Source organism: Kitasatospora sp. NBC_01266 (assembly GCF_036242395.1).
Classification (GTDB): Bacteria; Actinomycetota; Actinomycetes; order Streptomycetales; family Streptomycetaceae; genus Kitasatospora.
On sequence record NZ_CP108458.1, the window covers coordinates 2861607 to 2888516 of the forward strand.

Genomic DNA, 26910 nt, shown 5'->3' on the forward strand with positions numbered 1-26910 from the left:
GGTCGAAGGCGCGCTCGTCCGGCCCGCTGCCCGCGATCCGAACGACATTCGAGAGCAACACGATCACGGGCGTAGAGTCTCCTGTTGGCCCTCACCCCGACCGCCCGCCATCGGGCGAGCGGGGCACCTGGAGCAGTCCAGGAAACAGGTCGGACCACCTCTTCGTAACACCCGGTGGCGATCGGTGACGGCGATGACGCCCGAGCCGTGCCCCACCTGACCGACGCGCCCACCAGGCGTGCCGGTTACCCATCGGTAGAGATGACGGATCTCCGAGTTGCGGTACACGATGGAGGCGGCGCGACACACCTCAGTTTCGACCGACAGTGAAGGAACAGCGTGGCTTCCGGATCCGATCGCAACCCGATCATCATTGGCGGCCTTCCGAGTCAGGTCCCGGACTTCGATCCCGAGGAGACCGCGGAATGGCTGGAGTCGCTCGACGCGGCCATTGACGAGCGGGGGCGCGAGCGTGCTCGCTACCTGATGCTCCGGCTGATCGAGCGCGCCCGCGAGAAGCGTGTCGCCGTGCCCGAGATGCGCAGCACGGACTACGTCAACACCATCGCCACCAAGGACGAGCCGTTCTTCCCCGGCAACGAGGAGATCGAGCGCAAGGTCCTGAACGCGACCCGCTGGAACGCGGCCGTGATGGTGTCCCGGGCGCAGCGCCCGGGCATCGGCGTCGGTGGCCACATCGCCACCTTCGCCTCCTCGGCGTCGCTCTACGACGTCGGCTTCAACTACTTCTTCCGCGGCAAGGACGCCGAGGGCGAGTCCGGCGACCAGATCTTCTTCCAGGGCCACGCCTCCCCCGGTATCTACGCGCGCGCGTTCCTGCTGGACCGACTGAGCGAGCAGCAGCTCGACGCGTTCCGCCAGGAGAAGTCCAAGGCCCCCTACGGCCTGTCCAGCTACCCGCACCCGCGGCTGATGCCGGACTTCTGGGAGTTCCCGACCGTCTCGATGGGCCTCGGCCCGCTCGGCGCGATCTACCAGGCCCGGATGAACCGCTACCTGGAGCACCGCGGCATCAAGGACACCTCCGACTCGCACGTCTACGCCTTCCTCGGCGACGGCGAGATGGACGAGCCGGAGTCGCTGGGCCAGCTGTCGCTCGCCGCGCGCGAGGGCCTGGACAACCTGACCTTCGTGGTCAACTGCAACCTGCAGCGCCTGGACGGCCCGGTCCGCGGCAACGGCAAGATCATCCAGGAGCTGGAGTCGCAGTTCCGCGGCGCCGGCTGGAACGTCATCAAGCTGGTCTGGGACCGCAGCTGGGACCCGCTGCTCGCGCAGGACCGCGACGGTGTCCTGGTCAACAAGCTGAACTCGACCCCGGACGGCCAGTTCCAGACCTACGCCACCGAGACCGGCTCGTACATCCGCGAGCACTTCTTCGGTGACGACCTGCGGCTGCGCGCGATGGTCGAGTCGATGACCGACCAGCAGATCCAGCACCTGGGTCGCGGCGGCCACGACCACAAGAAGGTCTACGCGGCCTTCAAGGCGGCCCGCGAGCACACGGGCCAGCCGACCGTCATCCTGGCGCAGACCGTCAAGGGCTGGACGCTGGGCCCCAACTTCGAGGGCCGCAACGCCACCCACCAGATGAAGAAGCTGACGGTCGAGGACCTGAAGCGCTTCCGCGACCGCCTGCACATCCCGATCACGGACAAGCAACTGGAGGAGGGCTACCCGCCCTACTACCACCCGGGCCGTGACTCGGAGGAGATCCAGTACATGCACGACCGGCGCAAGGAGCTGGGCGGCTACGTGCCGACCCGCAAGGTGCGCCCGACGCAGCTGGTGCTGCCCGGCGAGGATGCCTACAAGGCGGTCAAGAAGGGCTCCGGCCAGCAGACCATCGCCACCACCATGGCGTTCGTCCGCCTGCTCAAGGACCTGATGCGGGACAAGGGCATCGGCAACCGCTTCGTGCCGATCGCGCCGGACGAGTACCGCACCTTCGGCATGGACTCGCTCTTCCCGTCGGCCAAGATCTACAACCCGCTCGGCCAGACCTACGAGTCGGTCGACCGCGAGCTGCTGCTGGCCTACAAGGAGTCGCCGACCGGCCAGATGCTGCACGACGGCATCTCCGAGGCGGGCTGCACCGCCTCGCTGATCGCCGCCGGCTCGTCCTACGCCACGCACGGCGAGCCGCTGATCCCGGTCTACGTCTTCTACTCGATGTTCGGGTTCCAGCGCACCGGCGACCAGTTCTGGCAGATGGCCGACCAGCTGGCCCGCGGCTTCGTGCTCGGCGCCACCGCCGGTCGCACCACGCTGACCGGTGAGGGCCTGCAGCACGCCGACGGCCACTCGCACCTGCTGGCCTCGACCAACCCGGCCGTCGTCGCCTACGACCCGGCCTACGGCTTCGAGATCGCGCACATCGTCCAGGACGGCCTGCGCCGGATGTACGGCTCCTCCGCCGAGCACCCGCACGGCGAGGACGTCTTCTACTACATGACGGTCTACAACGAGCCGATCCAGATGCCGGCCGAGCCGGCGGACGTGGACGTCGAGGGCATCCTCAAGGGCGTCCACAAGTACCGGGCCGGCACCGAGGGCCAGATCCCGGCGCAGATCCTCGCCTCCGGCGTGGCCGTGCCGTGGGCCCTGGAGGCCCAGCGGATCCTGGCCGCGGAGTGGAACGTCAAGGCCGACGTCTGGTCCGCGACCTCCTGGAACGAGCTGCGCCGCGACGCGGTGGAGGCCGAGGAGTTCAACCTGCTGCACCCCGAGGAGCCGCAGCGCGTCCCGTACGTGACGCAGAAGCTCTCCGGTGCCGAGGGTCCGTTCGTCGCCGTCTCCGACTGGATGCGCGCGGTGCCGGACCAGATCGCGCGCTGGGTGCCGGGCCAGTACCAGTCGCTGGGCGCCGACGGTTTCGGCTTCGCCGACACCCGTGGTGCGGCGCGCCGGTTCTTCCACATCGACGCGCAGTCGGTGGTGCTCGGCGTGCTGACCGAGCTGGCCAAGCAGGGCAAGATCGACCGCTCCGCGCTGAAGGAGGCGATCGACCGCTACCAGCTGCTGGACGTGGCCGCCGCCCACCCGGGCGCGGCCGGCGGCGACGCCTGAGGCCGACCGGCAGCTGATCACCGGCTGACCGTCTGAGGGCCGGGTTCCCCATGGGAGCCCGGCCTTCGGCGTACCACCGGCCGTTTCCCGCGCCCGTTTCCCGCGCCCGTTTCCCGTCCGGCCCAGCTGCGGGTGCCCCGGCCCCGGTGCGCGGCGAGGATCGCCCCATGCACGACGACGAGATCCTCAACCGCGCCCACTGGCTGCTCCGCGAGGTCCACCTCAGCCCCGCCGAGGCCGCCACCCGCCTGCTGGACTACTTCCCCGACCTGGAACGCGAGGAGCGGGCGCGGTATCTGCGCGAGGCGGCCGAGCGGCCCGTGGAGTGGACGGCCGAGCGGCCGCAGCGGGCGGTCGGCGCCGGCTGACCGGGGTGGCGCCCGGGTCCCGCCCGTCCCCACGAGCCCGTCGACCGCGCGGGCGCCACCGACCAAGAGATTATGTCAGCGGCTGACAACTGGCAATGTGTGACTTATAACAGCCGATGACTTCTGATCCGGGCAGACCGCCGCCCGCGCGCTATCGTGTCCGCATGGCCCCCATTGCCGCCATGCCGAACCCGGCGCCGCCCGACGCCCCCGTGGGCCTGCGCGAACGCAAGAAGCAGCGCACCCGGGACGCCCTGGTGGACGCCGCGCACCGGCTCTTCCTCAGCCAGGGCTACGCCGCCACCACCGTCGACGAGATCGCCGCGGCCGTGGACGTCTCGCAGCGCACCTTCTTCCGCTACTTCGCCAACAAGGAGGAGGCCGCGCTCGCGGTCCTGGCCGACGCCGAGGAGTACTTCGTCGGCCGGCTGCGGGCCCGCCCCGCCGCGGAGAACCCGCTGACCGCGATGCGCGCGGCGATCTGCGAGTCCTGGCGCGACCTGCACGCCGCACAGGACGGGCGCGGGGTCACCGCGGCACTGGAGCTGCTCCAGCTGATCGAGTCCACCCCGACCCTGCTCGCCGCCCACCTGCGCCGCTCGGCCGACCAGGAGCGGCGGGTGATCGAGATCCTGGCCGCGCGCGAGGGCCTGGACCCGGCCGTCGACCTGCGGCCGCGCCTGCTGGCGGCGGTCTTCGGCGCGGTGATCCGCTCCGCGCACCTGGCCTGGTCCACCGAGGCCTCGGGGTCGGACCGCGACGGGCTGGAGGGGATGATCGCCGTGATCGAGCGTCACCTCGACCAGCTGGGACCGGCGTTGGCCGGCGACTGGCGGCGGTAACGAGACCGTCCGGGACCGGTCACTGTGACCCAACCCACAGTTTGGGGCGCCTCCACCACTCCTCGAGACCTAATACGCTGGCGGACTGAACGTAGTCCGTGGTACGAGTCCCAGGAGTTGACTAGATGCAGCGCAGGCAGCTGAAGCGCATCCTGATCGGCGCTTTCGCGGCCTGTGCGGTGCTGGCCGACGCCGGCGGCGCGGCCGCCACGGCCGCCGCCTCCAACGAGCAGGTCGCGATCACCACCCCGCCGGCGGGCTCCACCGCCTGGGTGCACGACCACTCGCTGGGCCGCCCGCTGCCCGACCCGGCCACCGCCGACGCGGCCACCGTGGCAGCCTTCTTCGCCTCGCTCACCGCCGCCCAGCAGGACCGCCTCGCGCACGCCTACCCGCTGGTGGTGGGCAACCTGGACGGCGTCCCGCTGCGACTGCGCTACCAGGCCAACACGCTGGCCCTGACGGCCGAGGTGGCCCGGGCCAAGGCGGTGGCGGCCGACCGCAAGGCCGACCCCACCACCCACGCGCTCGCCGTCTCCCGGGCCAACGACTGCCAGGCGCTGCTGCGCCCCGGCCGGCAGATCCTGGCCTTCGACCCGCGCGGTCGCGGCCTGGTCACCGAGGTCTTCGGCGATCTGGCGACCGCCCAGCGGGTCTCGGTGATCGTGCCCGGCTCGGACACCGACCTGGGCCACCACGACCGGGCGGTCGACCCGCTCAGCGCCCCCGCCGGGATGGCCCGCGCACTGCGGGCCGAGGAGCAGGCCCAGGCGCCGAACGTCAGCACCGCGGTGATCGCCTGGACCGGCTACGTCACCCCGGTGGGCCTGGGCCCGGACGCGGTCACCTCGCGGCTGGCCGACGCCGGCGCGCCACGGCTGGCCCGGCTGCTGGACGGCCTGAAGCAGACCAGCGCACCGACCGCCCCGCCGACCCTGCTCTGCCACTCCTACGGCACCGTGGTCTGCGGCGCCGTGGCCCCCCAACTGCACGGCGCGACCACCGACATGGTGGTGCTAGCCAGCCCCGGCATGGACGTGCAGAACGCCGACCAGCTGGGCACCGGCGTCCACCTGTGGGCCACCCGCAACCCCAGCGACTGGATCCGCGTCGTCCCGTACCTGCAGGTCGGCGGCCTGGGGCACGGCGCCGACCCGACCGACCCGGACTTCGGCGCCGAGCAGATCTCCTCGGCCGGGGCCGCGGGCCACGTGGGCTACTTCGACCCCGGCACCACCAGCCTGTACAACTTCGCGGCGATCGCGCTGGGCGACTACCGCGACGTGGTCTACCGCACCGGCTGACGGCAGCTCAGCTGATATCGGCTCAGCCTGATGCGGACTCAGAGGAACGGCCGGGCGTCCTCCGGCGGCCAGGGCCACTGCTGCGGGCGGGCATCCTGCGGCCGGCCGTCCCGAGGTCCGGCGTCCTGCGGCGGCACCGCGAGGGCCGGGGAGGCCAGCACCGCCGCCAGCGTCTCGACCGTCTCCCGGCGGGGCGTCAGGATCGAGACCGCGGAGCCGTCCGCGAAGTGCAGCCGGAACCTGGCCATGATCTGCAGCCGCGGCCGGCGCTCGACCCGGGCCACCAGGGCCCGGGGAGCCTGCCAGGCGACCCGCGCCACGGCCTGCCCACCCGCCGCCACGCCGACGTAGGCGACCCGCAGGTCGGTGACCACCAGCAGCTTGCGCACCTCCTGGATGCGGACCGGGAAACCGGCCGCGAGGCTGCCCGCTCCCCCGGTCACCGAACCCAGGTGCGAGACGGCGTTGCCGATCGCGGCGCCCGGACCGGTCCCCACCCCCGAGGTCCCGGCCACCGGATAGGCCGAGGCCACGTCCAACAGCCGCTCCCCCGGGGACAGCAGCGGTTCCAGTACGGCGCGGCAACTCTCCGTCAGCTTCTCGGTCACCGCAGCAGGGTACTGGCCTACTCGCGGGAGGTGGCCGTGAAGGTCATGTCCGGGTAGCGGGTGCCCGCGACCGCGTCGGCCAGCGCGTCCAGGGCGGTCAGCTCGGCCCCGGTCAGGCGCAGCGTGGCGGCGGCGGCGTTCTCGGCCAGGCGGCTGCGCTTGCGGGTGCCGGGGATCGGAACCACCGTCAGCTTGTGCACCTCGGCGCGCTGGTGGACCCAGGCCAGCGCGATCTGAGCCGCCGTCACCTCGCGCTCGGCCGCGATCCGCTGGATCGAGGCGACCAGCTCGGTGTTGGCCACCGCGTTCTCGCCGGTGAAGCGCGGCTGGTTGCGGCGGTAGTCGTCGGCGGCCAGCTCGGTGGCACTGGCGAAGCTGCCGGTCAGCATCCCGCGGCCGAGCGGCGAGTAGGGCACGAAGCCGACCCCCAGCTCGGCCGCCGCGCCGACCACGCTCTGCTCCACGTCGCGGGAGAAGAGCGACCACTCCTGCTGCACCGCGGCGATCGGGTGCACCGCGTGCGCCTCGCGCAGCTCGGCGCCGGTCACCTCGGACAGGCCCAGGTGGCGCACCTTGCCGGCCTGGACCAGCTCGGCCATCGCGCCCACCGACTCGGCCAGCGGGACCTTCGGGTCGCGGCGGTGCATGTAGTAGAGGTCGATCACCTCGATGCCCAGGCGGCGCAGCGAGGCGTCCACGGCGGTGCGGATGTAGGCGGGGTCGTTGCGCACGCCGCGGAAGTGCGGGTCCTCGGCCTTGCGCTCGATCGCGAACTTGGTGGCCAGCACCACCTGGTCGCGGTTGGCCCGGACGAACGGGCCGATCAGCTCCTCGTTGTGGCCGGAGCCGTAGACGTCGGCGGTGTCGAACAGGGTGACCCCGGCCTCCAGCGCGGCGTCCAGGGTGGCCAGCGCCTCGGCGGTGTCCGTCGGGCCGTAGAACTCGCTCATACCCATGCAACCCAGGCCCTGGACGCCGACGAGCGGACCGCCGGTGCCGAGCTGGACGGTGGGGAGCTTGGACGGGGACTGGCTGGTGCTCATGCGCTCTGCTTCTTCCCTGAGTAGAGGTCGATCTTGTGGTCGAGCACCGCGAGCGTGGCGTGCAGATCGGAGATCTTCTGCCGGACCTCGTCGCGGTGGGCGACCAGCAGGTCACGTCGCTGTTCCACGGTGTGGTCGCCTTCGCGGGCCAGCTCCACGTAGCGGAGCATGTCGGCGACCGGCATGCCGGTCAGCCGCAGTCGGCCCAGGAAAGCCAGCCGGTTGAGGTCGCCGTCGCTGTACAGCCGGCGGCCCGCGTGCGAGCGGTCGACCGGGTCGAGCAGGCCGATCCGCTCGTACCAGCGCAGCGTGTGAGCGGTCAGCCCGGTGCTGGCCGCCACCTCGCTGATGCTGTGGCGCAGGGTCCGGTCGGTGGGCGCGGCCACCTGGCCACAGCCGGCCTGCTCGATGGCCGGTTCGGCGAGCTGCTGGGCGAGTAGCTGGGCTGGCAAGGCACTCATGGGCGGTCCCCCGGGGATGGTGCGTCGTGATGACCTGACGCTATCGAGTTGGAGTGCACTCGAAGCAAGGGCGCTCCGCGGCCGCACTAGAGTTCCTGCATGCAGAGCTTGCGGATGATCGAGGACTGGCCGGTCGAAACGGCGGCCGTGGCGGTGGTGCGGGGCGCGGACGGCGCACTGCTGGGCGCGCACGGGCCGCAGCACCACCGCTTCCAGCTGGCGTCGGTGACCAAACCGCTGACCGCCTACGCCGCGCTGGTCGCGGTCGAGGAGGGCGTGTTCGAGCTGGACGACCCGGCCGGCCCGACCGGCTCGACGGTCCGTCACCTGCTCTCCCACACCTCGGGGCTGGCCTTCGACGAGAACCGCGTGATGGCCCAGCCCGGCACCCGGCGGCTGTACTCCAACGCCGGGTTCGACGCGCTCGCCGAGGCGCTGGCCAAGGCGGCCGGGATCCCGTTCGAGCGGTACGCGGCCGAGGCGGTCTTCCAGCCGCTGGGCATGACCGGCACCACGATCGAGGCGGTGCACCGCACCCCGGCCGGCGCGGGCGGCGTCTCCACCGCCGCCGACCTGGCCAGGTTCGCCGCCGAGTTGCAGGCACCACGGCTGCTGCACCCCTCGACGCTGGCCACCGCGACCCGCGAGGTGGCCTTCCCCGGGCTGACCGGGGTGCTCCCCGGCTTCGGGTACCAGCGGCCCAACGACTGGGGCCTGGGCTTCGAGATCCGCGACCACAAGGCCCCGCACTGGACCGGCGCCACCAGCTCGCCGGAGACCTTCGGCCACTTCGGGCAGTCCGGCACCTTCCTCTGGGTGGACCCGGCGGCCGGCGTGGCCTGCGTGGCCCTGGCCGACCGGGACTTCGGGCCCTGGGCGGCCGAGGCCTGGCCGGTCTTCACCGACGCGGTGCTGGCCGAGCTGCGCGGCTGAGGCGGTACCGCCTACCCCAGCTTCAGGTCCGAGTGCAGCTCCCAGAGCAGCAGTTGGGCGCCCTCGGGGCCGGCCACCGGGGCGGCGAAGGCCTCGCCGGTGATCCGCACGCTGTCCCCCGGCTCCATCGAGCGGCCCACCCCGCGCGGTCCGGGGACGGTGCGGTAGCCGAGTGCGCCCGAGGCCAGGTGGGCGTAGCGGTAGCGGGCTTCGGGCAGGTCGGGCAGCGGCTGGCCGGGGTCGGCGGTGACCAGGTGGAGCGCGGCGTCCGAGCGGCGCAGCCGCAGCGCCTCGGTGCCGGCGTGCTGCTCCAGGCCGGAGGCGAGCAGCGTCAACCCGTCGGGCTGCGGCGTCACCCGGCGCAGCCCGTAGCTCGGCTCGGTCCCGAAGACGTCCGGCTGGAGCCACATCTGGACGAACCGGACCGGGACGCCGGCCCCGCCGATGTTGCGCTCGGTGTGGCTGACCCCGCGCCCGGCGCTCAGGTGCTGCACCATCCCCGGACGCACCACCCCGGCGTGTCCGTCGCCGTCCCGGTGGGCCAGCGCGCCCTCCAGCACCCAGGTGAGGATCTCCATGTCCCGGTGCCGGTGCGACTCGAAGCCGGCGCCGGGCGCCAGCGTCTCCTCGTTGCAGGCGAGCAGCGGGCCGAAGTGCACGTTCTTCGGGTCGTAGTGGCCGGCGAAGGAGAAGGCGTGCCTGGTCTCCACTCCGGGTGCGGGCGCCGAGCGGTAGCGTTCGGCGGTACGGCGCAGGTCGGCCCGGGGGCGCGCGGGGTCGCTCATCTGACCCACCGTAGCCGGTGTGACCGGGGCCACCCGCGCTCGACCGTGGGGGTGGCGCGAAGCGGGCGCGCGGTGAGGCAGTCTTGTCCCTGTGCCAGCCCCCACAGCTCCAACCGCCGACGACCAGAACCAGCCCGCCAAGCGGCCCGTGAGACAGACCGCCACCTCCGGCGGCACGGCCATGGAGCGTCGGCTCGCGGCCGAGCGCGCCGAGTTGCGCGCCGCCACCCTCAAGCGGCTGGAGAAATCGGCCGGAAAGCTGGCCACCGCGGCCATCACGCGGATGGACGACCAGCTCGGCTGGTACCGCCGGATGCCGCCCGAACACCGTTCCTGGATCGGCCTGGTCGCCCAGGCCGGTATCGCCGCCTTCACCGAGTGGTACCGCCACCCCGAGGCCCCGCAGGCGATCAGCACCGACGTCTTCGGCACCGCCCCGCGCGAGCTGACCCGGGCCATCACGCTGCGCCAGACCGTGGAGCTGATCCGCACCACCATCGAGGTGATGGAGGAGGCGATCCCGGAGGTCGCGGCGCCCGGCGACGAGGACGGGATGCGCGAGTCGGTGCTGGTCTACGCCCGCGAGATCGCCTTCGCCACCGCCCAGGTGTACGCCCAGGCGGCCGAGGCGCGCGGCGCCTGGGACGCGCGCCTGGAGGCGCTGGTGGTGAACTCGCTGCTCTCCGGCGACGCCGACGAGGGCGTGCTGTCACGGGCCGCCGCGCTGGGCTGGGGACAGCCCAGCCAGGTGCGGGTGGTGATGGGCAACGCCCCGGACGGGGACAGCGAGGCGGTGGTCGAGGCGATCCGGCGCGCTGCCCGGTACGCCCGGCTGCACGTGCTCACCGGGGTCCTCGGCAAGCGCCTGGTGGTGGTGGTCGGCGGTGACAAGGAGCCGGTGCACGCCGCCCGGGCGCTGATCGGCCAGTTCGCGCCCGGCCCCGTGGTGGTCGGCCCGACCGTCGGCGACCTGCTCTCGGCCACCCGCTCCGCGCACGCCGCGGCGGCCGGCCTGCGGGCCTGCGCGGCCTGGCCGGACGCCCCGCGCCCGGTGCTCGCCGACGACCTGCTGCCCGAGCGGGCGCTGGCCGGCGACCAGGTGGCGCGCCGCCAACTGGTGGAGGAGATCTACACACCTCTGGACGAGGCCGGCTCGGCACTGCTGGAGACGCTGAGTGTCTACCTGGAGCAGGCCTCCTCTCTGGAGGGGGCCGCCCGGATGCTCTTCGTCCACCCGAACACCGTGCGCTACCGGCTTCGTCGTGTGACTGACGTCACGGGCTATGCTCCCTCGGATGTGCGTTCGGCGTTCACTCTGCGCATCGCACTGGCCCTGGGGCGGCTCGAGTCCACCGGGGACTGACTCCGGGACCCTGTGGAGACCCCACAATCCGAGGTCCTTTTCTTCGTTACCGTCGCCTACCCGCCCACGGGCGTCCGGCGAGAGAGGGTTGAACCGTGCTCGTTATCGTCGCCCCTGGACAGGGTGCCCAGACTCCCGGCTTCCTCACCCCGTGGCTCGACCTGCCCGGGGTGGCGGACCGGTTGACGGCCTGGTCCGATGTGGCAGGCCTCGACCTGGTGCACTACGGAACCAACGCCGACGCCGATGAGATCAAGGACACCGCCGTCGCCCAGCCGCTGCTGGTGGCGGCCGGTCTGATGGCCGCCCGGGCGCTGTTCCCGGACGAGGTGGCCGCCCGCAAGCTGGTCGGCGCCGTCGCCGGACACAGCGTCGGCGAGATCACCGCCGCCGCCTGCGCGGGTGTGCTGAACGCCGCCGACGCGCTGACCTTCGTCCGCGAGCGCGGCCAGGCGATGGCCTCGGCCGCCGCGGTCACCGCGACCGGCATGACCGCGGTGCTCGGCGGCGACCCGCAGGAGGTCGCGGCCAAGCTGGCCGAGCACGGCCTGACGGCCGCGAACAACAACGGCGGCGGCCAGATCGTCGCGGCCGGCACGCTGGACCAGCTGGAGGCCTTCAAGGCCGACCCGCCCGCCAAGGCCAAGCTGGTCGCGCTCAAGGTGGCCGGTGCCTTCCACACCGAGCACATGGCCCCGGGCGTGGCCCGGTTGGCCGAGGTGGCGCCCACCCTGACCGTGGCCGACCCGGCCGTGGCCTACGTCTCGAACCGGGACGGCGAGGTCGTCGGCTCCGGTGCCGAGGTGCTGGCCCGGCTGGTCGCGCAGGTCTCCAACCCGGTCCGCTGGGACCTGTGCATGGAGACCATCGAGCAGCTCGGTGCCACCTGCGTGATCGAGCTCTCCCCCGGCGGCACGCTGACCGGGCTGATCAAGCGCAACGTCAAGGGCGTCGCGACGCTGGCCCTGAAGACCCCGGCCGACCTGGAGAAGGCTGCCGCCCTGGTGGCGGAGCACGCCGGTGAGGAGAACGCCGCATGACCTCAGTCCCGCAGATCCGTCCGGCCACCGGTGCCGCATACTCCCGAATCCTCGGCGTCGGCGGCTACCGCCCGGTCCGGGTGATCCCCAACGAAGAGGTGCTGACCTGGATCGACTCCTCGGACGAGTGGATCCGCACCCGCAGCGGGATCACCGAGCGCCGCTGGGCCGGCCCCGAGGAGACCGTCGCCGAGATGTCGGTGCAGGCCGCCGGCAAGGCGATCGCGCAGGCCGGCATCGACCCGGCGCGGATCGGTGGCGTGATCGTGGCCACCGTGACGCACCTCAAGCAGACCCCGGCCATCGCCACCGAGATCGCGCTGCGGCTGGGCTGCGGCACCGCCCCGGCCTTCGACATCTCGGCCGCCTGCGCCGGCTTCGGATACGGGCTGAACCTGGCCGACGGCATGATCCGGGCCGGCAGCGCCGAGTACGTGCTGGTGATCGGCGTGGAGCGGCTCAGCGACCTCACCGACAAGCACGACCGCGCCACCTCCTTCATCTTCGGTGACGGCGCCGGCGCGGCCGTGATCGGCCCCAGCGACACGCCGGGCATCGGCAAGGTCATCTGGGGTTCGGACGCCTCGCAGAAGGACGTCATCACCCAGACCGAGGCCTGGGACACCGCCTTCGCCAAGCCGGACGGCGTCAACGGCCTGACCGAGCACGCCGAGCAGGGCCCGAAGTGGCCCGCCCTGCGGATGGACGGCCAGCCGGTCTTCCGCTGGGCGGTCTGGGAGATGGCCAAGGTGGCCCAGCAGGCCCTGGACGCCGCCGGGGTGACGGCGGACCAGCTCGGTGCCTTCATCCCCCACCAGGCCAACATGCGCATCACCGATGCCATGATCAAGGCCTTGAAGCTGCCCGACTCGGTGCCGGTCGCCCGCGACATCGCCGAGACCGGGAACACCTCGGCGGCCTCCATCCCGCTCGCCATGGAGCGGATGCTGGAGAGCGGCGAGGCCAAGAGCGGCGACCTGGCTCTGATCATCGGGTTCGGGGCGGGTCTGGTCTACGCCGCGGCAGTCGTTACCCTCCCATAGGCACATACCGCGCCTTACGTACCGTCAACCGGCGCCGAGCATCCCGCTAGGCGCCACCTACCACTCCCAGAGGAGCAGCCAAGATGGCCAGCAAGGAAGAGGTCCTGGAAGGTCTCGCCGAGATCGTCAACGAGATCGCCGGGATCCCGACCGAGGACGTCGAGATCGACAAGTCCTTCACCGATGACCTGGACGTCGACTCGCTGTCCATGGTCGAGGTCGTCGTCGCCGCTGAGGAGCGCTTCGAGGTCAAGATCCCGGACGACGAGGTCAAGAACCTGAAGACCGTCGGCGACGCGGTGGACTACATCCTCGCCAACGCCAGCGCCTGACCCCCACCGGGTGGGGGCGGCCCCTTCCACGCCGCCCCCGCCCGGCACCCCGCCCGGTCGGCCACACCCCGCCCCCGCACACGTGAGAGAAGAAGAACCAGTGACCGCTGAAATCCGCACCGTGGTAGTCACGGGTATCGGCGCCTTCACGCCGCTGGGCGGCGACGCCGCCACCACCTGGGAGGGACTGCTCGCCGGCCGTTCCGGGGTTTCCGCGCTGACCGAGGAGTGGGCCGCCGACCTGCCGGTCCGGATCGCCGCCCGCACCGCGGTGGACCCGGGCGAGGTACTGCCCAAGCCGCTGGCCCGCAAGCTGGACCGCTCGGCCCAGTTCGCGCTGATCGCCGCCCGTGAGGCCTGGGCCGACGCCGGCTTCCAGGTCGCCGCCACCAACGAGGCCTCCACCCTGGCCCCCGAGCGCCTGGGCACCGTGATCGCCTCCGGCATCGGCGGGGTGACCACCCTGCTCGACCAGTACGACGTGCTGAAGGAGAAGGGCGTCCGCAAGGTGTCCCCGCACACCGTGCCGATGCTCATGCCCAACAGCCCCTCCGCCAACGTGGGCATCGAGGTCGGCGCCCAGGCCGGCGTGCACACCCCCGTCTCGGCCTGCGCCTCCGGCGCGGAGGCGATCGGCTACGCGATCGAGATGATCCGCACCGGCCGCGCCGACGTGGTGGTGGCCGGCGGCACCGAGGCCGCGATCCACCCGCTGCCGATCGTGGCGTTCGCCAACATGATGGCGATGTCCAAGAAGAACGACGAGCCGCAGCACGCCTCGCGCCCCTTCGACAAGGCCCGCGACGGCTTCGTGCTCGGCGAGGGCGCGGGTGTCGTGGTGCTGGAGTCGGCCGAGCACGCCGCCGCGCGCGGCGCCCGGGTCTACTGCGAGGCGGTCGGCCAGGGCCTGTCCTCGGACGCCCACCACATCGCGCAGCCGGAGCCGACCGGCTCGGGCATCGCCCGCGCGCTGGCCCACCTGTTCGCCACCAGCGACCTGGACAAGGCCGAGGTGGTGCACGTCAACGCGCACGCCACCTCCACCCCGCTGGGCGACGTCGCGGAGATCAAGGCGCTGCGCAAGGAGCTCGGCGAGCACCTGGACCACGTCGCGGTCTCCTCCACCAAGTCGATGACCGGCCACCTGCTGGGCGGCGCCGGCGGCATCGAGACGGTCGCCACCGTCCTCGCGCTGCACCACCGGCAGGCCCCGCCGACCATCAACGTCGACGACCTGGACGATGACGTGGACGCGGACATCGTGCGGTTCGAGCCGCGCGCGCTGCCCGAGGGCCGGATCGCCGCGCTGAACAACTCCTTCGGCTTCGGCGGCCACAACGTGGTGCTGGCCTTCCGCAGCGTCTGACCGACGACCGCGCAGCGCGCAGGGGCCCCGCGACCGCGGGGCCCCTGCGCGCTTTCCGCCACCGAGCCCGCGCGGCCTCCTCAGACCACCTGGTGCAGCCAGCGCACCGGCGCGCCCTCGCCCGCGTAGCGGAACGGCTCCAACTCGTCGTCCCAGGGCTTGCCGAGCAGCCGGGCCAGCTCCGCCTCCAGGTCGGTGCCCTCGCTGCGGGCCCGCAGCAGCACCGCGCGCAACCGGTCCTCGGGGATCAGGATGTCGCCGTGCAGGCCGGTGACGGCGTGGAAGATGCCGAGCGAGGGGGTGCTGCTGTAGCGCTCGCCCTCGGCGCCCGCGCAGGGCTCGCTGGTCACCTCGTAGCGCATCAGCTGCCAACCGCGCAGCGCGGAGGCGAGCTTGGAGGCGGTGCCCACCTCCCCCTGCCAGGAGAACTCGGAGCGCCACTGGCCGGGGGCGGCCGGCTGGCGGATCCAGTCAAGGCTGACCCGCACGTTGAGTACGCCCGCCACCGCCCATTCGACGTGCGGGCACAGCGCGCGGGGCGCGGAGTGGATGTACAGGACTCCACGTGTCGTCACCGGGACCTCCAGGCTGTGGACGAGGGTCGCCTTCCCCAGCTGCCTCGTGCCGGTGGCCGGTTGGTCCTGGGCGCCACTTGGCCGACTCTTGTCCGACTCTGACTCATAAGTAACTCAGGTCAACCGACATTAAGTCACTTACGTGAGCAAAACGGACAAGCTGCAACCATGGTAGTCAGTTCCGGGGACAGGTCTACCCCTGATCGGGATCTCTCCCCCGAACGGCCCCATCAGGCAGCGCTACGGCGGTCCCGCCACGCTATCGCGCCGTACCCAGGGGCGTCTGACGCTCCGTCGGAACCGGCTGAAACAGAGCGCACGGGGTCGCATGGGCGCACGCGCGCGCCCCGGCGGGCCGCAGGGGCCCGCCGGGGCGCGGTGGGCGCGGGGGGTGCTGATATGACGGTCTGTCAGATCGAACCGATGGCCGGAGCCGGACTGACGACGGGTCAGGCGTCCAGTCGGACGACCATCTTGCCGGTGTTGTCGCCACGCATCAGACCGAGGAAGGCGTCCATCATCTGCTCGATGCCGTCGACCACCGTCTCGTCGTAGCGCAGGCCGCCGTCCTTCAGCCAGCCGGCCACCTCGGCGGTGAACTCCGGCTGCAGCGCGGCGTGGTCGTTCACCAGCATGCCCTCGATGCGCAGCCGCTTGCCGATCGCCAGCGCCAGGTTGCGCGGGCCGGCCGGCGGCGCGGTCTCGTTGTACTGGGCGATCGCGCCGCAGAGCACCGCCCGGCCGCGCACGCCCAGGGCGCCGATCGCGGCCTCCAGGTGCTCACCGCCGACGTTGTCGAAGTAGATGTCGATGCCCTCGGGAGCCACCTCGGCGAGCTGCTCGCGGACCGGGCCGTCCTTGTAGTTGAAGGCCGCGTCGAAGCCGTAGTCGTCCACCAGCTTGGCCACCTTGGCCGCCGATCCGGCCGAGCCGACCACCCGGGAGGCACCCTTGAGCCGGGCGATCTGACCGACCAGCGAACCGACCGCGCCGGCCGCGCCGGAGACGAAGACCGCGTCGCCGGGCTTGATCCCGGCAACCGCCACCAGTCCGGCGTAGGCGGTCATGCCCGGCATGCCCAGCACGCCGAGGAAGTAGGAGAGCGGCGCCTTGGACGCGTCCACCTTGGTGGCGTGCGCCGCCTGGACGGTCGCGTACTCGCGCCAGCCCAGTCCGTGCAGCACCGCGTCGCCCACCTCGAAGCCCTCGGCGGCGGAGGCCACCACGTAGCCGACCGCGCCGCCGTCCATCGGCCGGTCCAGCTGGTACGGCGGGACGTAGGACTTGGCGTCGTTCATCCGCCCGCGCATGTACGGGTCGACCGAGAGGTAGGCGTTGCGGACCAGGATCTCGCCCGGCTCCGGCAGCCGGACCGGGGCCTCGACCAGCGCGACGTCGCTCGGGACGGGCCAGCCGTTCGGTCGGGCCTTGAGGTGCCACTCACGGGCCGTGGCGGGTACCGGCTGCTCAGCCATCACTGCGCTCCTTGCTCTGCGTGTTCTGCGAGGTTCCGCACTCCACCTGAAAGGTTGAGGCAATGAAGCAACGATGGACATGAAAGGTTCAGCTTGTCAAATATTCAGGTAGACTCGAACCCATGTCGAACGACGAGCTGCTTCCCGAGGACGCGCTGACCCGCGAGGTGGTGGACCTCATGGCCGGCCTGGTCGCGATCTTCCACCGGGAGTACGAGGAGGCCGCCGCCGCCCGCTCCCTGACCGGCGCCCAGGCCAAGGTGCTCGCGCTGCTGCGGCGCGGCCCGATGCCGATGCGGCACATCGCCCAGACGCTCAGCTGCGAACCGTCGAACATCACCGGCATCGTGGACCGGCTGGAGGCCCGCGGCTTCGTCACCCGGGAGAGCGACCCGCAGGACCGCCGGGTCAAGCTGGTCGCCGCCACCGAGCAGGGCCAGGCCGCCTCCGCCGAGCTGCGCGAGTCGCTGAACTTCGCCCGCGAGCCGCTGGCCGCCCTCGGCCCCGAGGAGCGCGGCACGCTGCGCGACCTGCTGCACCGGATGCTGGTCGGCGCCGGCGGCTAGGAACCGCCCCGGGCCGCTACGCCGCAGCCGCCGCCGTGGTCGCCGCCGCCCGCTGCTCGGCCCGCTCGCTGAACCGCCACCAGAGCCAGCGCCCGGCGCCGAGCAGCACCGCGTAGCCCGCCACCACCAGGGCCAGCGAGCCGTAGGCGGCCGTCGGCAGCTCCTCGAAGCCCAGCCGCTCGCCCAAGCCGCTCGGCGGCAGCAACAGGCCGACCACCGCGAGCAGCAGCGCCGCGCACCAGACCGGGCGCGGCGGTCGCAACCGGGTGCGGCTCAGCCGGTACAGCACCGGCAGCGCCATCGCCTGGGTGACCAGGTTCTCGGTGAACCAGGCGGTGTGGAACATCGCCTCCGAACTCGGCGCCGTGAAGCCGCCGGTCACCCCCCGCATCGCCTCGAACATCGCGATGTCCGAGAACGAGTTGAGCAGCCCGAAGGCGAGCGCGAACCCGGCCAGCGCCCCCCAGCGCAGTCGGGCCGGTCGAGCGCCGGGGCCGGCCGAGCGACCGCTGACCGCGAAGGAGAGCTGCGCGGCGTCGAAGCAGAGGTTCTGCAGCAGCACCTGGACCGGCTGCATCGGCAGGAACGGCAGCAGCACCGCGCCGGCCAGCATGGAGAGCACGTTGCCCAGGTTGCAGGAGAGCGCGATCCGCAGGTAGGCGGCCACCCGGACGGTGGCCTCCCGGCCGACCGCGACAGCCCGGCCGAGCAGCGCCAGGTCGCGCCCGCCGAGCAGCAGGTCGGCCCACTCCCGGGCGGCGCCGACCGCACCAGCGGTGGCGATCCCGAGGTCCGCGGCCCGCAGCGCGGGGACGTCGTTCACCCCGTCGCCGAGGAAGCCGACGCAGTGCCCGGCCGCCCGCAGGGCCCGCACCACCTGCGCCTTCTGCTCGGGGGTGCAGCGGGCGAAGACCGCGCCCGAGGCCCCGGCCGCCGCGACGGCCGCCGGATCGAGCGCGGCGAGCTCGGCGCCGAGCACCACCCGGGGCGGCGCGAGGCCGAGCCGCCGGGCCAGCCGCAGCGCGGTGCTCGGGTGGTCCCCGGTCAGCACGGTGAGCGCGACGCCCGAGCCGCGCAGCAGGGCCAGTGCCGCCTCGGCCGAATCCTCCGGCTCGTCGAGCAGTTCGACGAAGCCGAGCAGGGTCAGCCCGTCCTCCTCGGCCACCCGATGGGGGCCGAGCCTCGGCTCGCGCTCCGTCCTGGCCACCGCGATCAGCCGCAGCCCCTGGCCGGTCCGCTCCTCGACCAGCCGATCCAGCGCCGCGCGCGCCCGCTGGTCCAGCGCGGCGCCGCCGGCCAGCGTGGTGCAGCGCTCCAGCAGCGCCTCCGGTGCGCCCTTGAGCACCAGCGCCCTGCCGCCAGGCTCACGCAGCACCGCGCCCGAGCGGCGGCGCACCGGATCGAAGGGGATCACCTCGAGCACCACGGGCGGCGCGTCCTCGAGCAGCCCGGCGGCGTCCGCGGCGGTCAGCAGCACCTCGTCCAGCGGGTCGAGCAGCCCGGGGTCGCCGTCCAGCAGCGCGGCCTCGCCGACCACGGCCGCCCAACGCAGCGGCTCCTGGTCCGGGCGGCCGAACGGGTCCAGTGCCCCGACCACCGCGAGTTCGCCGGTGGTCAGGGTGCCGGTCTTGTCCAGGCAGAGCAGGTCGAGGGCGCCCAGTTCGCTGACCGAGGGCAGCGCGCGCACCGGCATGCCGTCCTTGGCCAGCCGGTGGCCCCCGCCGGCCAGCACCGTACTGACCACCAGTGGCAGCAGCTCCGGGGTGAGCCCGACCGCCGCCGCCACCGCGAACGGCAGCAGGCTGCCGGTCCAGCCGTGCAGCAGGGTGTCGGTGCCGATGGTCAGCGGGACCACCGCGAGCATGAAGGCGATCAGCCCCAGTACCGCGCGGCGCACCCCGCGTTCGACCACCGAGGGGCCGTGGTCGCCGGCCGGGCCGGGCAGGTGCGCGGCGCCGAACCGGGTGGCGGCGCCGGTGGCCAGCACCACGGCGGTGGCGCCGCCGGTGACCACCGTGCTGCCCGCGAAGCAGAGCTGCGGTTCGTCGAAGGGGCCGCCGGGCGGCTGGGCCGGCGGCAGGTCCAGGGCCGCGCGCGGCACCGGGGTGCTCTCCCCGGTCAGCACCGACTGGTCCACCAGCAGGCCCTGAGCGCGCAGCAGCCGCAGGTCGGCCGGGACGGCGTCGCCGCCCGCCAGCTTGACCACGTCACCGGGGACCAGTTGCTCGGCCGGGACCTCCCGGGCGATCGGCAGCTCGCTCTGCCCGGCCCGGCGCAGCACCGTCGCGGTGCTCGGCGCCAGTGCCCGCAGTGCGCGCAGCGCGGCGGCCGAGCGGCGCTCGCCGTGCAGCCGCAGCAGGCAGGCGCCCAGCACCAGCAGGCCGACTATCGCCGCGCTGCCGATCGAACCGGTCAGTGCGCAGATCACCGCCAGGCCCACCAGCAGCGCGGTGAAGGGATCCCCGAACGCGGCCCGCAGGCGGCGCGCGGTCCCCGGTTCGGGCAGCGGCAGGACGACGTTCTCACCGTGCTCGGCGAGCCGGTCCTCCGCCTGCGCCTCGGTGAGGCCACGCGGGGTGGCGCGCACGGCGCGCAGCGCTTCGAGCCGGCTCAGCCGCGCCGGATCGGCCGGGCCCGGCTCTACGGCGGGGCCGGGGTCCAGCACCCGGGCCACTCGGGCGCCGGGCAGTGGCAGCAGGCGCGCCCCGCGCTCAGGCACCGCTGACCCGGAAGCGGAACAGCTCGCCGCCGACGGTGCGGGTCTGCGCGGCCGACGCCCTGTCCGCGTCGAGGTTCGCGACCATCAGCCGGACCAGCGTCGCCACCTGCGGGTCGTCCACCTCGTAGACCTGGCGCCGGCCCTCACGGCGGTTGGAGACCATGCCGGCCAGCTTGAGCTTGGCCAGGTGCTGGCTGACCGCCTGCAGCGTGCCGCCGACCCGGTCGGCCAGGGTGCCCACATCGGCCTCCCCCTGGCTGAGCACCCAGACGATGTGCAGCCGCATCGTGGAGGCGAGCAGCCCGAACGAGGCCGCCGCCTGCTGCAGCAGCTCCGGAGACGGATCGTCGGACCCGCTGACGCCCGTCATCCTCAAACCGCCCTCTCCCAGATCCCGAAGGCGCTCAGTCTAACCGCGCCGCTCCGGGGCGCGAAGGGATCATCCCGCGCTCCCCCGGCCGTGGGCCCCGCCGAGCCGGTGGGCCGCCGAACCCTCGGGACGTGCGAGAATTCGGCGGTCCAGAGTGCCACGCCGGTGGGGAGTTCGTGTGATAGGCAGCCAGCGGACCGAGGGCCAGCGCGCAGCCGACCGGCGTAGGAACGTCGAACTGGCGCTGCTCGGCTTCGCCTTCGTGGTCAGCCTCGCCGCCTACATCGACGCCGACGAGGCGATGAACAACAAGATGCCGCCCGGCCTGCTGGTCTACGGGGTGGCCTTCGGCGTGCTGATCCTGGCCGCCCACCTGGTGATGCGGCGCTACGCGCGGTACGCCGACCCGTTGATCCTGCCCTGCGCGGTGCTGCTCAGCGGCGTCGGTCTGGTGCTGCTGCACCGGCTCGACGAGTCCGACGCGATCGTGCACGCGGCCAAGGGCGACTTCCAGAAGCTCCCCTCGGCGCCCTCCCAGGTGCAGTGGCTCTTCCTCGCGGTGCCGGCCGCGCTCTGCCTGATCGTCTTCATCAAGCACCACCGGTTCTTCCAGCGCTACGTCTACATCGTGATGGTCGGCGCGCTGGTGCTGCAGATCGCACCGGCGTTCTTCGCGAGTGACGCCGACTACGGCGCCAAGCGGTGGATCCACCTGCCGGGCATCACGGTCGAGCCGGACGAGTTCGTCAAGCTCGCGATCTGCATCTTCTTCGCCGGCTATCTGACGGTCAGCCGGGACGCGCTGGCGCTGGTCGGCCGCAAGCTCTGGGGTCTGAGCCTGCCGCGCGGGCGCAACGCGGGGCCGGTGCTGGCGATCTGGGTGATCAGCCTGCTGGTGCTGATCTTCGAGCGCGACCTGGGCACCTCGCTGATCTTCTTCGGCGTCTTCGTGGTGATGCTCTATGTGGCCACCGAGCGCACCAGCTGGGTCGTGATCGGTGTGATCCTGGCGGTCGGCGGTGCGGCCGTGGTGGGCACCCTGGAGCCGCACGTGCACAGCCGGGTCGAGGCCTGGCTGAACCCGATGGACTACTACAAGGTCTATCCGAAGGGTGTGACCTCGCCGGTCACCTCGGACCAGCAGGCGCAGTCGCTGTTCAGCTTCGGCAGCGGCCACATCCTGGGCACCGGCCTCGGCCAGGGCCACCCGTGGCTGATCGGCTTCGCCGACCGCAGCGACTTCATCTTCACCACGGTCGGCGAGGAGCTGGGCCTGGTCGGTGTGACCGCGGTGCTGATGGTCTACGTGCTCTTCTTCCAGCGCGGGCTGAAGACCGCGCTCACCCTGACCGACCCGTTCGGCAAGCTGCTGGCCACCGGCCTGGCCAGCGTGGTGGCGCTGCAGGTCTTCGTGGTGGTCGGCGGTGTCACCGGGCTGATCCCGCTGACCGGCAAGGAGCTGCCGTTCCTGGCCGCCGGTGGCTCCACCACGCTGGCGAACTGGCTGCTCACCGCAGTCCTGCTGAAGCTGAGCGACGCCGCCGGGCGGATCGAGCTGGAGCCCGAACCCGAGCCGTCGGGCAGCATCGCGCCGCCGAAGCCCGCCGTCGTCAACGCGGACGGGGACGAGGCAGCGGCCTCGCTGCCGGGCCAGCAGGGCTCGGGGACCTCGTACGGCACCCCGGTGCCGTACGGGGCGCCGACGGTGCACGGGACCGCTTCCGGGTCGTCCGGCGGCACCGGAACGCACACCGTGGTGCCGACCCCGACTCCCGCGGCCGGCACGCCCACCGGCTCGCCCGGCACCGACCCGGTCGAGCAGCCCTCCGGCGGCTTCCCCAGCATCGCGCCCGGCTACCCCGGCAGTGCGCCCGCGATGCCCACCATGCCCGCCGAGCAGCCGCCGGCCCCCGGCTACCCCGCCGCCGGCTGGGGCCCCGGCTACCCCGCCGGGCAGCAGTCCCCCGGCTATCCGAACGAGGCCTTCGGCGCACCGCCCGCCCAGTCCGGCTACCCCGCCCAGGGCGGGTATCCGACCGGGGGTCAGGCCGCGGTTCCGCAGCCGTTCGGCGACTACCAGACGGGCAACCAGCCCGAGTACCTCTCCAACACCGGGATGCACTACCCCCCGCACCCCGATCAGGACGGCACGACTCCCGCCTTCTGACCATCGGTCAGCGGCGCCTTTCGGCGGCGGCCGGGTGTCCAGCACCCGACCGCCGCCGCTGCCCACCCGTCTGGCGGCGTTGCCAAGCTGGGCACCATGGCCAATACTTGCTAAATTGCGCAACTGTGCAACCGGTCACCTGACCGAGCCGTCCTATCGAGCAGCCAGCCGGGCTCCCGGCGACCGCACGGAGAACGCCTGATGACCGATCCCGAGGACCGCCTCGGCAACAAGCAGCGCGCCCGCTCCGCTCCCGGCAGCCGGCGGGCGCAGGAACAGCTCAGCTTAGGGCCAGGGCGCTCGGCACCGCGCGCGCACCGCCGCCGTGTCGCGCGGATCGCCGGGCTGACCGCCGCCTCCCTGGTGCTGACCACGGCCGGCGCCGGTTACCTGTTCTACGAGCACCTCAACGGCAATCTCAACATCTTCGACGGCTCCGGGATCTCCGGCCACCGCCCGCCGATCGGGCCGGGCGACGCCTCCGGGGCCACTCCGGTCAACGTCCTGCTGCTCGGCTCCGACAGCCGGTCGGCCGGCAACGAGGAGCTGGCCGGCGGAGATGTCGGGCCGGGCAACTCGGACACCGCGGTCCTGCTGCACATCTACGCCGACCACCGGCACGCGGTCGGGGTCTCGATCCCGCGCGACTCGCTGGTGGACATCCCGCCCTGCCTGCTGCCGAGCGGCCGGTGGACCGCCGAGCAGCACGGCCAGATGTTCAACTCCGCCTTCGCCCTGGGCGGTTACCCGAAAGGCAACCCGGCCTGCGCGCAGAACACCGTGGAGGCGCTGACCGGTCTGCGAGTGGATCACACCATCGTGGTCGACTTCAAGGGCTTCGCCGCCATCACCACCGCGATCGGCGGCGTCCCGGTCTGCGTGCCGAACGACGTGGACACCTTCGGCATCCGGCTGCGCAAGGGGCGTCAGACACTGGCCGGCGCACAGGCGCTGGCCTTCGTCCGGGCGCGGCACGGCCTCGGAGACGGTTCGGACATCGGCCGGATGAAGCGTCAGCAGGCCTTCCTCTCCGCGCTGATCCAGAAGGTGCAGACCCAGGGCTTCGACCTGACCACGCTGCTCCCGCTGGCCGACGCCGCGACCAAGGCGCTCACCGTGGACGCCGGACTCGGCACCGCGCGGAAGCTGGCCTCGTTCGCCCAGTCGCTGCACACCGTCACCTTGCGCGACATCAACTTCGTGACCGTGCCCTGGCGGTACGCCGGCGACCGGATCGCCCTGGTCCACCCCGACGCGGATACTCTGTGGACGCTGCTGCGCCAGGACCGCACACTGGATGGCCGGAGCACCGGTCGGGTGGACGCCGCCACCCCAGTGAGTCCGGTCCGGCCCACCGATCCGGGGGTGCCGATCCTCGTACAGAACGGCACCAGCACCGTGGGTCTGGGCGTCCAGGCCGCCCACGACCTGCTGGCGAAGGGCTACCAGGACGTCACGTCGGGGCTGGGCGGCATCGACCACGCCGTCACCACCGTCGGCTACGCGCCGGGCCACCAGGGCGATGCCGAGCAGCTCGCCCAGTACTTCCCCGGCGCGGACGTCCGCGCCGACGCCGAGAGCACCGCACTGACCATCACGCTGGGCACCGACTACGCCACCGCCGTCGCCCAGGCCGAGGCGACGGGGATGCCGAGCGCGACCGACCCACCGGCGGCCGACCCACCGTCAGCGGGCCCCTCGCACGGTCCCTCGCCCGGCGCGGTGCCGAGCGGGATCGCCGAGAACACCCGTCCCGCCGACGCCGACATCTGCGCCGGCCTCACCTACGGCTGACCTGTCCGACCTGCGAAAGGAACGACGCTGACCATGTACTGGGGGGATCGGGGCGAGAAGGGGGACCGGGTGTCCGCCGACACCGCCGCGCTGCGGCTGGCTGCGGCCGTCGCCGAGATCGAGGGCCTGCACGCCGCGCTGACGCACAGCACGGACCCCGCCCGGCGGCGGCGACTGCTCCTGGAACTCGCCCGGGCCGGCACCCGGCTGGCCGACCTGGCCGCCACCCCGGCGGGCCGGATCCCGGCCCAGGCCCGGCACAACTCCCGCCGCCAGCGCCGCCGGGCCGCCCTGCTGCGCGGCGCCCACTGGCTCACCGAACGGCTGAGCTGAGACCGTCACCGCACCGGGGGATGTCCGCACGCCGCTCAGCGATGGGGCAGGGGCGTCAAGGCGATATCCCCAGCTGTCCCCAATACGGGTGAATCTCGGCGCGGCCTGCGGGAGCGAACCGCCCGGTGCTCTAGGATCTGCGGCAGAGACTCGGGCGTTCTCGCAGGTCAGCCGCATGCACGCGTTATCTGAATGATCCGGCCCTGACGATCCAGCAGGATCTTGGGTAGGGCGGGTGGGACTCGAACCCACGACCCAGGGATTATGAGTCCCCTGCTCTAACCGGCTGAGCTACCGCCCCGACTCACCGCGTCGGCACCGCCACCACCGTGGCCGTCCCTCGCAGCACAGACGGCCCCGCAGGGCCGCCTCGGGCAGCATATCCGGTCGATCAGCCGTGGTGCGCGCCGGGGGCGCACCACGAGCGCGCTCCCGGGCCCGGTCCTGCCGTCCGCGAGGCGCTCGGGCCCGTAGGCTGCGAGGTGTTGCGAGGTGTCAGGCCGCTGCCGCCCGGGTGAAGCCGGAGCGACGATCGGGCGGCCCTCAGACTGCGGAGGGAGTCGCATGACGGCGCGTAAGGTGGCGCTCGGTCTGGCGGCGGCGCTGGTGATCCCGACCACGGCGAGCGGTTGTGCCTCCTCCGGCGTGCGGTCGAGCAGCGCGCTCTTCCTGACCTCCTCGCCCAGCGCGGCCGGCTCCGCCGGCGCGAGCGGGGTTTCGGGGTGGAACCGGCACCGGTTCCTCGGCGCCTACGACAAGCGCAAGAACATCACCAGGACCGCCTCCCCCACCCCCGTCAACGCGCTGGTCGGCGCGGTCTTCACGAAGGACGCCTCGGGCGACCACTTCTGCACCGCCAGCGTGGTGGACAGCGCCGGCCAGAACCTGATCATCACCGCCGCGCACTGCGTCTACGACCCGGGCACGGGACAGCGGTCCGACCTGGTCTTCGTCCCCGGCTACCGCGGTGGGGACGCCCCCAACGGGGTCTGGCCGCTGGCCGCGATCACCGTGGACCAGAGCTGGGCGCAGAGCGGCAACCCGGACATGGACGTGGCCTTCGCGGTCGTCCAGCCGCAGGGCGGCAAGCAGGTGCAGCAGGTGCTCGGCGCCAACAAGCTGGGCATCGGCCAGGGCTACCAGCGGCGGGTGAAGATGACCGGCTACCCGAGCAGCGCGGACGTGCCGATCACCTGTATGAACACCACCAGCGAGCAGAGCCCGACCCAGCTGCGGATCGACTGCCCCGACTACACCGGCGGCACCAGCGGCAGCCCCTGGGTGACCGACCTCGACCAGAGGACCAGGACGGGCACCGTGATCGGGGTGATCGGCGGCTACCAGCAGGGCGGCGACACCCCGGACACCTCGTACAGCAGCTACTTCGGCGACGCGGTGCAGGCGCTGTACAACCGCGCCACCGGCTGAGCCGGTCCGTTTCGTTACGGCTTTCGATCTGGCGTGGGGCGGTCCTGGCCTGGTAGATCTTGGGGCCGACGTCCGGTTGCGACCGCGCCCGGAACTGAGCTGGAGGTAGGTCGGATGGCCGGGCGGGAGCGGCTGCGGCACGCGCTGGCGCTCGGGGCCGCCGTGGCGGGTGCGCTGACCGCCGCGGGCTGCACCTCACCGCTCGGGGACGAGCACGCGGCGCCCGCGCTGAACGCCGCCATCGCCCCGTCGGACAGCCGCTCCGCCCGGGTCGGCGTGCTGCTGGCCGACCAGGGCACCAGCCGCTCCTGCACCGCCAGCGTGGTGGACAGCCCCGGGCACAACCTGCTACTCACCGCCGCGCACTGCGTCACCAACGCCGACGGCTCGCCGGTGACCGGCCTGGCCTTCGCCCCCGCCTACCGCGACGGCGCCAACCCGCTGGGCAGCTGGCCGGTGGACCGGGTGGTGGTCGACCAGCGCTGGAGCCAGGGTGCCGACCCCGAGTACGACGTGGCCTTCCTCACCGTCGACCCGGTCGGCGGCAAGCAGATCGAGGACGTGGTGGGCGGCAACCCGATCGGGGTGAACCGCGGCTTCGACCTGCCGGTGACCGTGACCGGCTACCCGTTCGACCACGAGGATCCGATCACCTGCAGCACCCGGACCACCGCGCAGAGCGCCACCCAGGAGCGCTTCGACTGCGGCGGCTTCTCGGACGGGACCAGCGGCAGCCCCTGGCTCACCGGGGACGACACCGTGGTCGGCGTGATCGGCGGCTACCAGCAGGGCGGCGACACCCCGGACATCTCCTACAGCGTGACCTTCGACAACCGGGTCTCCACGCTGTACCAGCAGGCCACCCAGTAGCCCGCCCGGCGGGTATGCGCGGCAGCGGCACGGCG

The 26910-nt window shown here is 72.7% G+C and carries 24 protein-coding genes and 1 tRNA gene; 16 read left to right on the top strand and 9 right to left on the bottom strand.

Going from position 1 to position 26910, the window contains the following annotated elements:
- The first annotated feature begins 339 nt into the window (after positions 1 to 339).
- From aceE to OG403_RS12105, 4 genes are all read left to right on the top strand, one after another.
- Entirely contained in the window at positions 340 to 3090 is a 2751-nt protein-coding gene (gene aceE, locus OG403_RS12090; protein ID WP_329563962.1) for a pyruvate dehydrogenase (acetyl-transferring), homodimeric type, read from the top strand.
- Positions 3091 to 3257: 167 nt separating this feature from the next.
- A complete protein-coding gene (locus tag OG403_RS12095) occupies positions 3258 to 3458 on the top strand; it encodes a hypothetical protein (protein ID WP_329563964.1) in 201 nt (66 codons plus the stop codon).
- Between the two features lie 164 nt (positions 3459 to 3622).
- Positions 3623 to 4300 (top strand): TetR/AcrR family transcriptional regulator, encoded by a 678-nt coding sequence (locus OG403_RS12100; protein ID WP_329563966.1) that lies wholly within the window; start codon positions 3623 to 3625, stop codon positions 4298 to 4300.
- A 125-nt stretch (positions 4301 to 4425) separates the two neighbouring features.
- Positions 4426 to 5604: an alpha/beta hydrolase gene (locus tag OG403_RS12105; RefSeq protein WP_329563968.1), complete on the top strand. Its 1179-nt coding sequence runs from the start codon at positions 4426 to 4428 to the stop codon at positions 5602 to 5604.
- A 38-nt stretch (positions 5605 to 5642) separates the two neighbouring features.
- On the opposite strand, the gene OG403_RS12110 is transcribed toward OG403_RS12105, so the two are convergent.
- From OG403_RS12110 to OG403_RS12120, 3 genes are read right to left on the bottom strand one after another with little or no spacing between them, the layout of a single operon-like run.
- Positions 5643 to 6212 carry a hypothetical protein gene (locus OG403_RS12110; protein ID WP_329563970.1) on the bottom strand — a complete coding sequence of 190 codons (570 nt, stop codon included), beginning with the start codon at positions 6210 to 6212 and terminating at the stop codon, positions 5643 to 5645.
- Between the two features lie 17 nt (positions 6213 to 6229).
- Positions 6230 to 7255, bottom strand: coding sequence for an aldo/keto reductase (locus tag OG403_RS12115; RefSeq protein ID WP_329563971.1), 1026 nt, complete (start codon positions 7253 to 7255; stop codon positions 6230 to 6232).
- Entirely contained in the window at positions 7252 to 7716 is a 465-nt protein-coding gene (locus OG403_RS12120; protein ID WP_329563973.1) for a MerR family transcriptional regulator, read from the bottom strand. The genes OG403_RS12115 and OG403_RS12120 overlap by 4 nt, the downstream gene beginning before the upstream one ends.
- Positions 7717 to 7815: 99 nt before the next feature.
- Between OG403_RS12120 and OG403_RS12125 the strand changes: the two genes are divergently transcribed.
- On the top strand, positions 7816 to 8649 hold the full coding sequence (locus OG403_RS12125; RefSeq protein WP_329563974.1) for a serine hydrolase domain-containing protein: 834 nt from the start codon (positions 7816 to 7818) through the stop codon (positions 8647 to 8649).
- 11 nt (positions 8650 to 8660) lie between these two features.
- Here the strand turns inward: OG403_RS12125 and OG403_RS12130 are convergent, their stop codons facing one another.
- Positions 8661 to 9434 (bottom strand): pirin family protein, encoded by a 774-nt coding sequence (locus tag OG403_RS12130; protein WP_329563975.1) that lies wholly within the window; start codon positions 9432 to 9434, stop codon positions 8661 to 8663.
- Positions 9435 to 9615: 181 nt separating this feature from the next.
- Here OG403_RS12130 and OG403_RS12135 point away from each other — a divergent pair, with 181 nt between their 5' ends.
- From OG403_RS12135 to fabF, 5 genes are all read left to right on the top strand, one after another.
- Positions 9616 to 10797, top strand: a complete 1182-nt coding sequence (locus OG403_RS12135) for a PucR family transcriptional regulator (RefSeq protein WP_329572265.1) — start codon at positions 9616 to 9618, stop codon at positions 10795 to 10797.
- Positions 10798 to 10892: 95 nt separating this feature from the next.
- Positions 10893 to 11837 (top strand): ACP S-malonyltransferase, encoded by a 945-nt coding sequence (locus OG403_RS12140; RefSeq protein ID WP_329563976.1) that lies wholly within the window; start codon positions 10893 to 10895, stop codon positions 11835 to 11837.
- Positions 11834 to 12880 (top strand): beta-ketoacyl-ACP synthase III, encoded by a 1047-nt coding sequence (locus OG403_RS12145; protein WP_329563978.1) that lies wholly within the window; start codon positions 11834 to 11836, stop codon positions 12878 to 12880. Before OG403_RS12140 ends, OG403_RS12145 begins: the two co-directional genes overlap by 4 nt.
- An 83-nt stretch (positions 12881 to 12963) precedes the next feature.
- Positions 12964 to 13212: an acyl carrier protein gene (locus tag OG403_RS12150; RefSeq protein WP_329563979.1), complete on the top strand. Its 249-nt coding sequence runs from the start codon at positions 12964 to 12966 to the stop codon at positions 13210 to 13212.
- A gap of 100 nt (positions 13213 to 13312) precedes the next feature.
- Positions 13313 to 14578, top strand: coding sequence for a beta-ketoacyl-ACP synthase II (gene fabF, locus OG403_RS12155; protein ID WP_329563980.1), 1266 nt, complete (start codon positions 13313 to 13315; stop codon positions 14576 to 14578).
- Positions 14579 to 14658: 80 nt separating this feature from the next.
- Here the strand turns inward: fabF and OG403_RS12160 are convergent, their stop codons facing one another.
- Both OG403_RS12160 and OG403_RS12165 read right to left on the bottom strand, forming a co-directional pair.
- Entirely contained in the window at positions 14659 to 15153 is a 495-nt protein-coding gene (locus tag OG403_RS12160) for a DUF3145 domain-containing protein (RefSeq protein ID WP_329563982.1), read from the bottom strand.
- A gap of 449 nt (positions 15154 to 15602) precedes the next feature.
- Positions 15603 to 16628 carry an NADP-dependent oxidoreductase gene (locus OG403_RS12165; RefSeq protein ID WP_329563984.1) on the bottom strand — a complete coding sequence of 342 codons (1026 nt, stop codon included), beginning with the start codon at positions 16626 to 16628 and terminating at the stop codon, positions 15603 to 15605.
- Between the two features lie 122 nt (positions 16629 to 16750).
- Between OG403_RS12165 and OG403_RS12170 the strand changes: the two genes are divergently transcribed.
- Positions 16751 to 17194 (top strand): MarR family winged helix-turn-helix transcriptional regulator, encoded by a 444-nt coding sequence (locus OG403_RS12170; protein ID WP_329563985.1) that lies wholly within the window; start codon positions 16751 to 16753, stop codon positions 17192 to 17194.
- A gap of 16 nt (positions 17195 to 17210) precedes the next feature.
- Here OG403_RS12170 and OG403_RS12175 read toward each other — a convergent pair whose 3' ends face one another.
- Positions 17211 to 19913, bottom strand: a complete 2703-nt coding sequence (locus OG403_RS12175) for an HAD-IC family P-type ATPase (protein WP_329563987.1) — start codon at positions 19911 to 19913, stop codon at positions 17211 to 17213.
- Positions 19906 to 20283 (bottom strand): ArsR/SmtB family transcription factor, encoded by a 378-nt coding sequence (locus OG403_RS12180; protein ID WP_329563989.1) that lies wholly within the window; start codon positions 20281 to 20283, stop codon positions 19906 to 19908. Before OG403_RS12180 ends, OG403_RS12175 begins: the two co-directional genes overlap by 8 nt.
- 178 nt (positions 20284 to 20461) lie before the next feature.
- Here OG403_RS12180 and OG403_RS12185 point away from each other — a divergent pair, with 178 nt between their 5' ends.
- The 3 genes from OG403_RS12185 to OG403_RS12195 all read left to right on the top strand — a co-directional run bounded on the left by OG403_RS12185 (position 20462) and on the right by OG403_RS12195 (position 24577).
- Positions 20462 to 22450 carry an FtsW/RodA/SpoVE family cell cycle protein gene (locus OG403_RS12185; RefSeq protein ID WP_329563991.1) on the top strand — a complete coding sequence of 663 codons (1989 nt, stop codon included), beginning with the start codon at positions 20462 to 20464 and terminating at the stop codon, positions 22448 to 22450.
- A 201-nt stretch (positions 22451 to 22651) separates the two neighbouring features.
- Positions 22652 to 24244, top strand: a complete 1593-nt coding sequence (locus OG403_RS12190) for an LCP family protein (protein ID WP_329563993.1) — start codon at positions 22652 to 22654, stop codon at positions 24242 to 24244.
- 33 nt (positions 24245 to 24277) lie between these two features.
- Positions 24278 to 24577: a hypothetical protein gene (locus tag OG403_RS12195; RefSeq protein ID WP_329563995.1), complete on the top strand. Its 300-nt coding sequence runs from the start codon at positions 24278 to 24280 to the stop codon at positions 24575 to 24577.
- Between the two features lie 227 nt (positions 24578 to 24804).
- On the opposite strand, the gene OG403_RS12200 is transcribed toward OG403_RS12195, so the two are convergent.
- Positions 24805 to 24878: transfer RNA gene (locus tag OG403_RS12200), tRNA-Ile, on the bottom strand.
- 263 nt (positions 24879 to 25141) lie between these two features.
- On the opposite strand from OG403_RS12200, the gene OG403_RS12205 reads away from it, so the two are divergent.
- Together OG403_RS12205 and OG403_RS12210 are read left to right on the top strand one after the other, a co-directional pair.
- The gene (locus OG403_RS12205; protein WP_329563996.1) at positions 25142 to 26005 is read left to right on the top strand and encodes a trypsin-like serine peptidase; all 864 of its coding nucleotides are present in this window, start codon (positions 25142 to 25144) and stop codon (positions 26003 to 26005) included.
- Positions 26006 to 26119: 114 nt separating this feature from the next.
- A complete protein-coding gene (locus OG403_RS12210; RefSeq protein WP_329563998.1) occupies positions 26120 to 26875 on the top strand; it encodes a trypsin-like serine peptidase in 756 nt (251 codons plus the stop codon).
- The last annotated feature ends 35 nt before the right edge of the window (positions 26876 to 26910 follow it).

Excerpts from the sequence above, each read along its gene's own strand:
- OG403_RS12135 (WP_329572265.1), top strand. The coding sequence starts at position 9,616 with ATGGAGCGTCGGCTCGCGGCCGAGCGCGCCGAGTTGCGCGCCGCCACC.
- OG403_RS12205 (WP_329563996.1), top strand. The coding sequence starts at position 25,142 with ATGACGGCGCGTAAGGTGGCGCTCGGTCTGGCGGCGGCGCTGGTGATC.
- OG403_RS12195 (WP_329563995.1), top strand. The coding sequence starts at position 24,278 with ATGTACTGGGGGGATCGGGGCGAGAAGGGGGACCGGGTGTCCGCCGAC.
- OG403_RS12190 (WP_329563993.1), top strand. The coding sequence starts at position 22,652 with ATGACCGATCCCGAGGACCGCCTCGGCAACAAGCAGCGCGCCCGCTCC.
- OG403_RS12125 (WP_329563974.1), top strand. The coding sequence starts at position 7,816 with ATGCAGAGCTTGCGGATGATCGAGGACTGGCCGGTCGAAACGGCGGCC.
- OG403_RS12150 (WP_329563979.1), top strand. The coding sequence starts at position 12,964 with ATGGCCAGCAAGGAAGAGGTCCTGGAAGGTCTCGCCGAGATCGTCAAC.
- OG403_RS12145 (WP_329563978.1), top strand. The coding sequence starts at position 11,834 with ATGACCTCAGTCCCGCAGATCCGTCCGGCCACCGGTGCCGCATACTCC.
- OG403_RS12100 (WP_329563966.1), top strand. The coding sequence starts at position 3,623 with ATGGCCCCCATTGCCGCCATGCCGAACCCGGCGCCGCCCGACGCCCCC.
- OG403_RS12105 (WP_329563968.1), top strand. The coding sequence starts at position 4,426 with ATGCAGCGCAGGCAGCTGAAGCGCATCCTGATCGGCGCTTTCGCGGCC.
- OG403_RS12115 (WP_329563971.1), bottom strand. The coding sequence starts at position 7,255 with ATGAGCACCAGCCAGTCCCCGTCCAAGCTCCCCACCGTCCAGCTCGGC.
- OG403_RS12130 (WP_329563975.1), bottom strand. The coding sequence starts at position 9,434 with ATGAGCGACCCCGCGCGCCCCCGGGCCGACCTGCGCCGTACCGCCGAA.
- OG403_RS12170 (WP_329563985.1), top strand. The coding sequence starts at position 16,751 with ATGTCGAACGACGAGCTGCTTCCCGAGGACGCGCTGACCCGCGAGGTG.
- OG403_RS12095 (WP_329563964.1), top strand. The coding sequence starts at position 3,258 with ATGCACGACGACGAGATCCTCAACCGCGCCCACTGGCTGCTCCGCGAG.
- OG403_RS12120 (WP_329563973.1), bottom strand. The coding sequence starts at position 7,716 with ATGAGTGCCTTGCCAGCCCAGCTACTCGCCCAGCAGCTCGCCGAACCG.
- OG403_RS12165 (WP_329563984.1), bottom strand. The coding sequence starts at position 16,628 with ATGGCTGAGCAGCCGGTACCCGCCACGGCCCGTGAGTGGCACCTCAAG.
- OG403_RS12180 (WP_329563989.1), bottom strand. The coding sequence starts at position 20,283 with ATGACGGGCGTCAGCGGGTCCGACGATCCGTCTCCGGAGCTGCTGCAG.
- OG403_RS12210 (WP_329563998.1), top strand. The coding sequence starts at position 26,120 with ATGGCCGGGCGGGAGCGGCTGCGGCACGCGCTGGCGCTCGGGGCCGCC.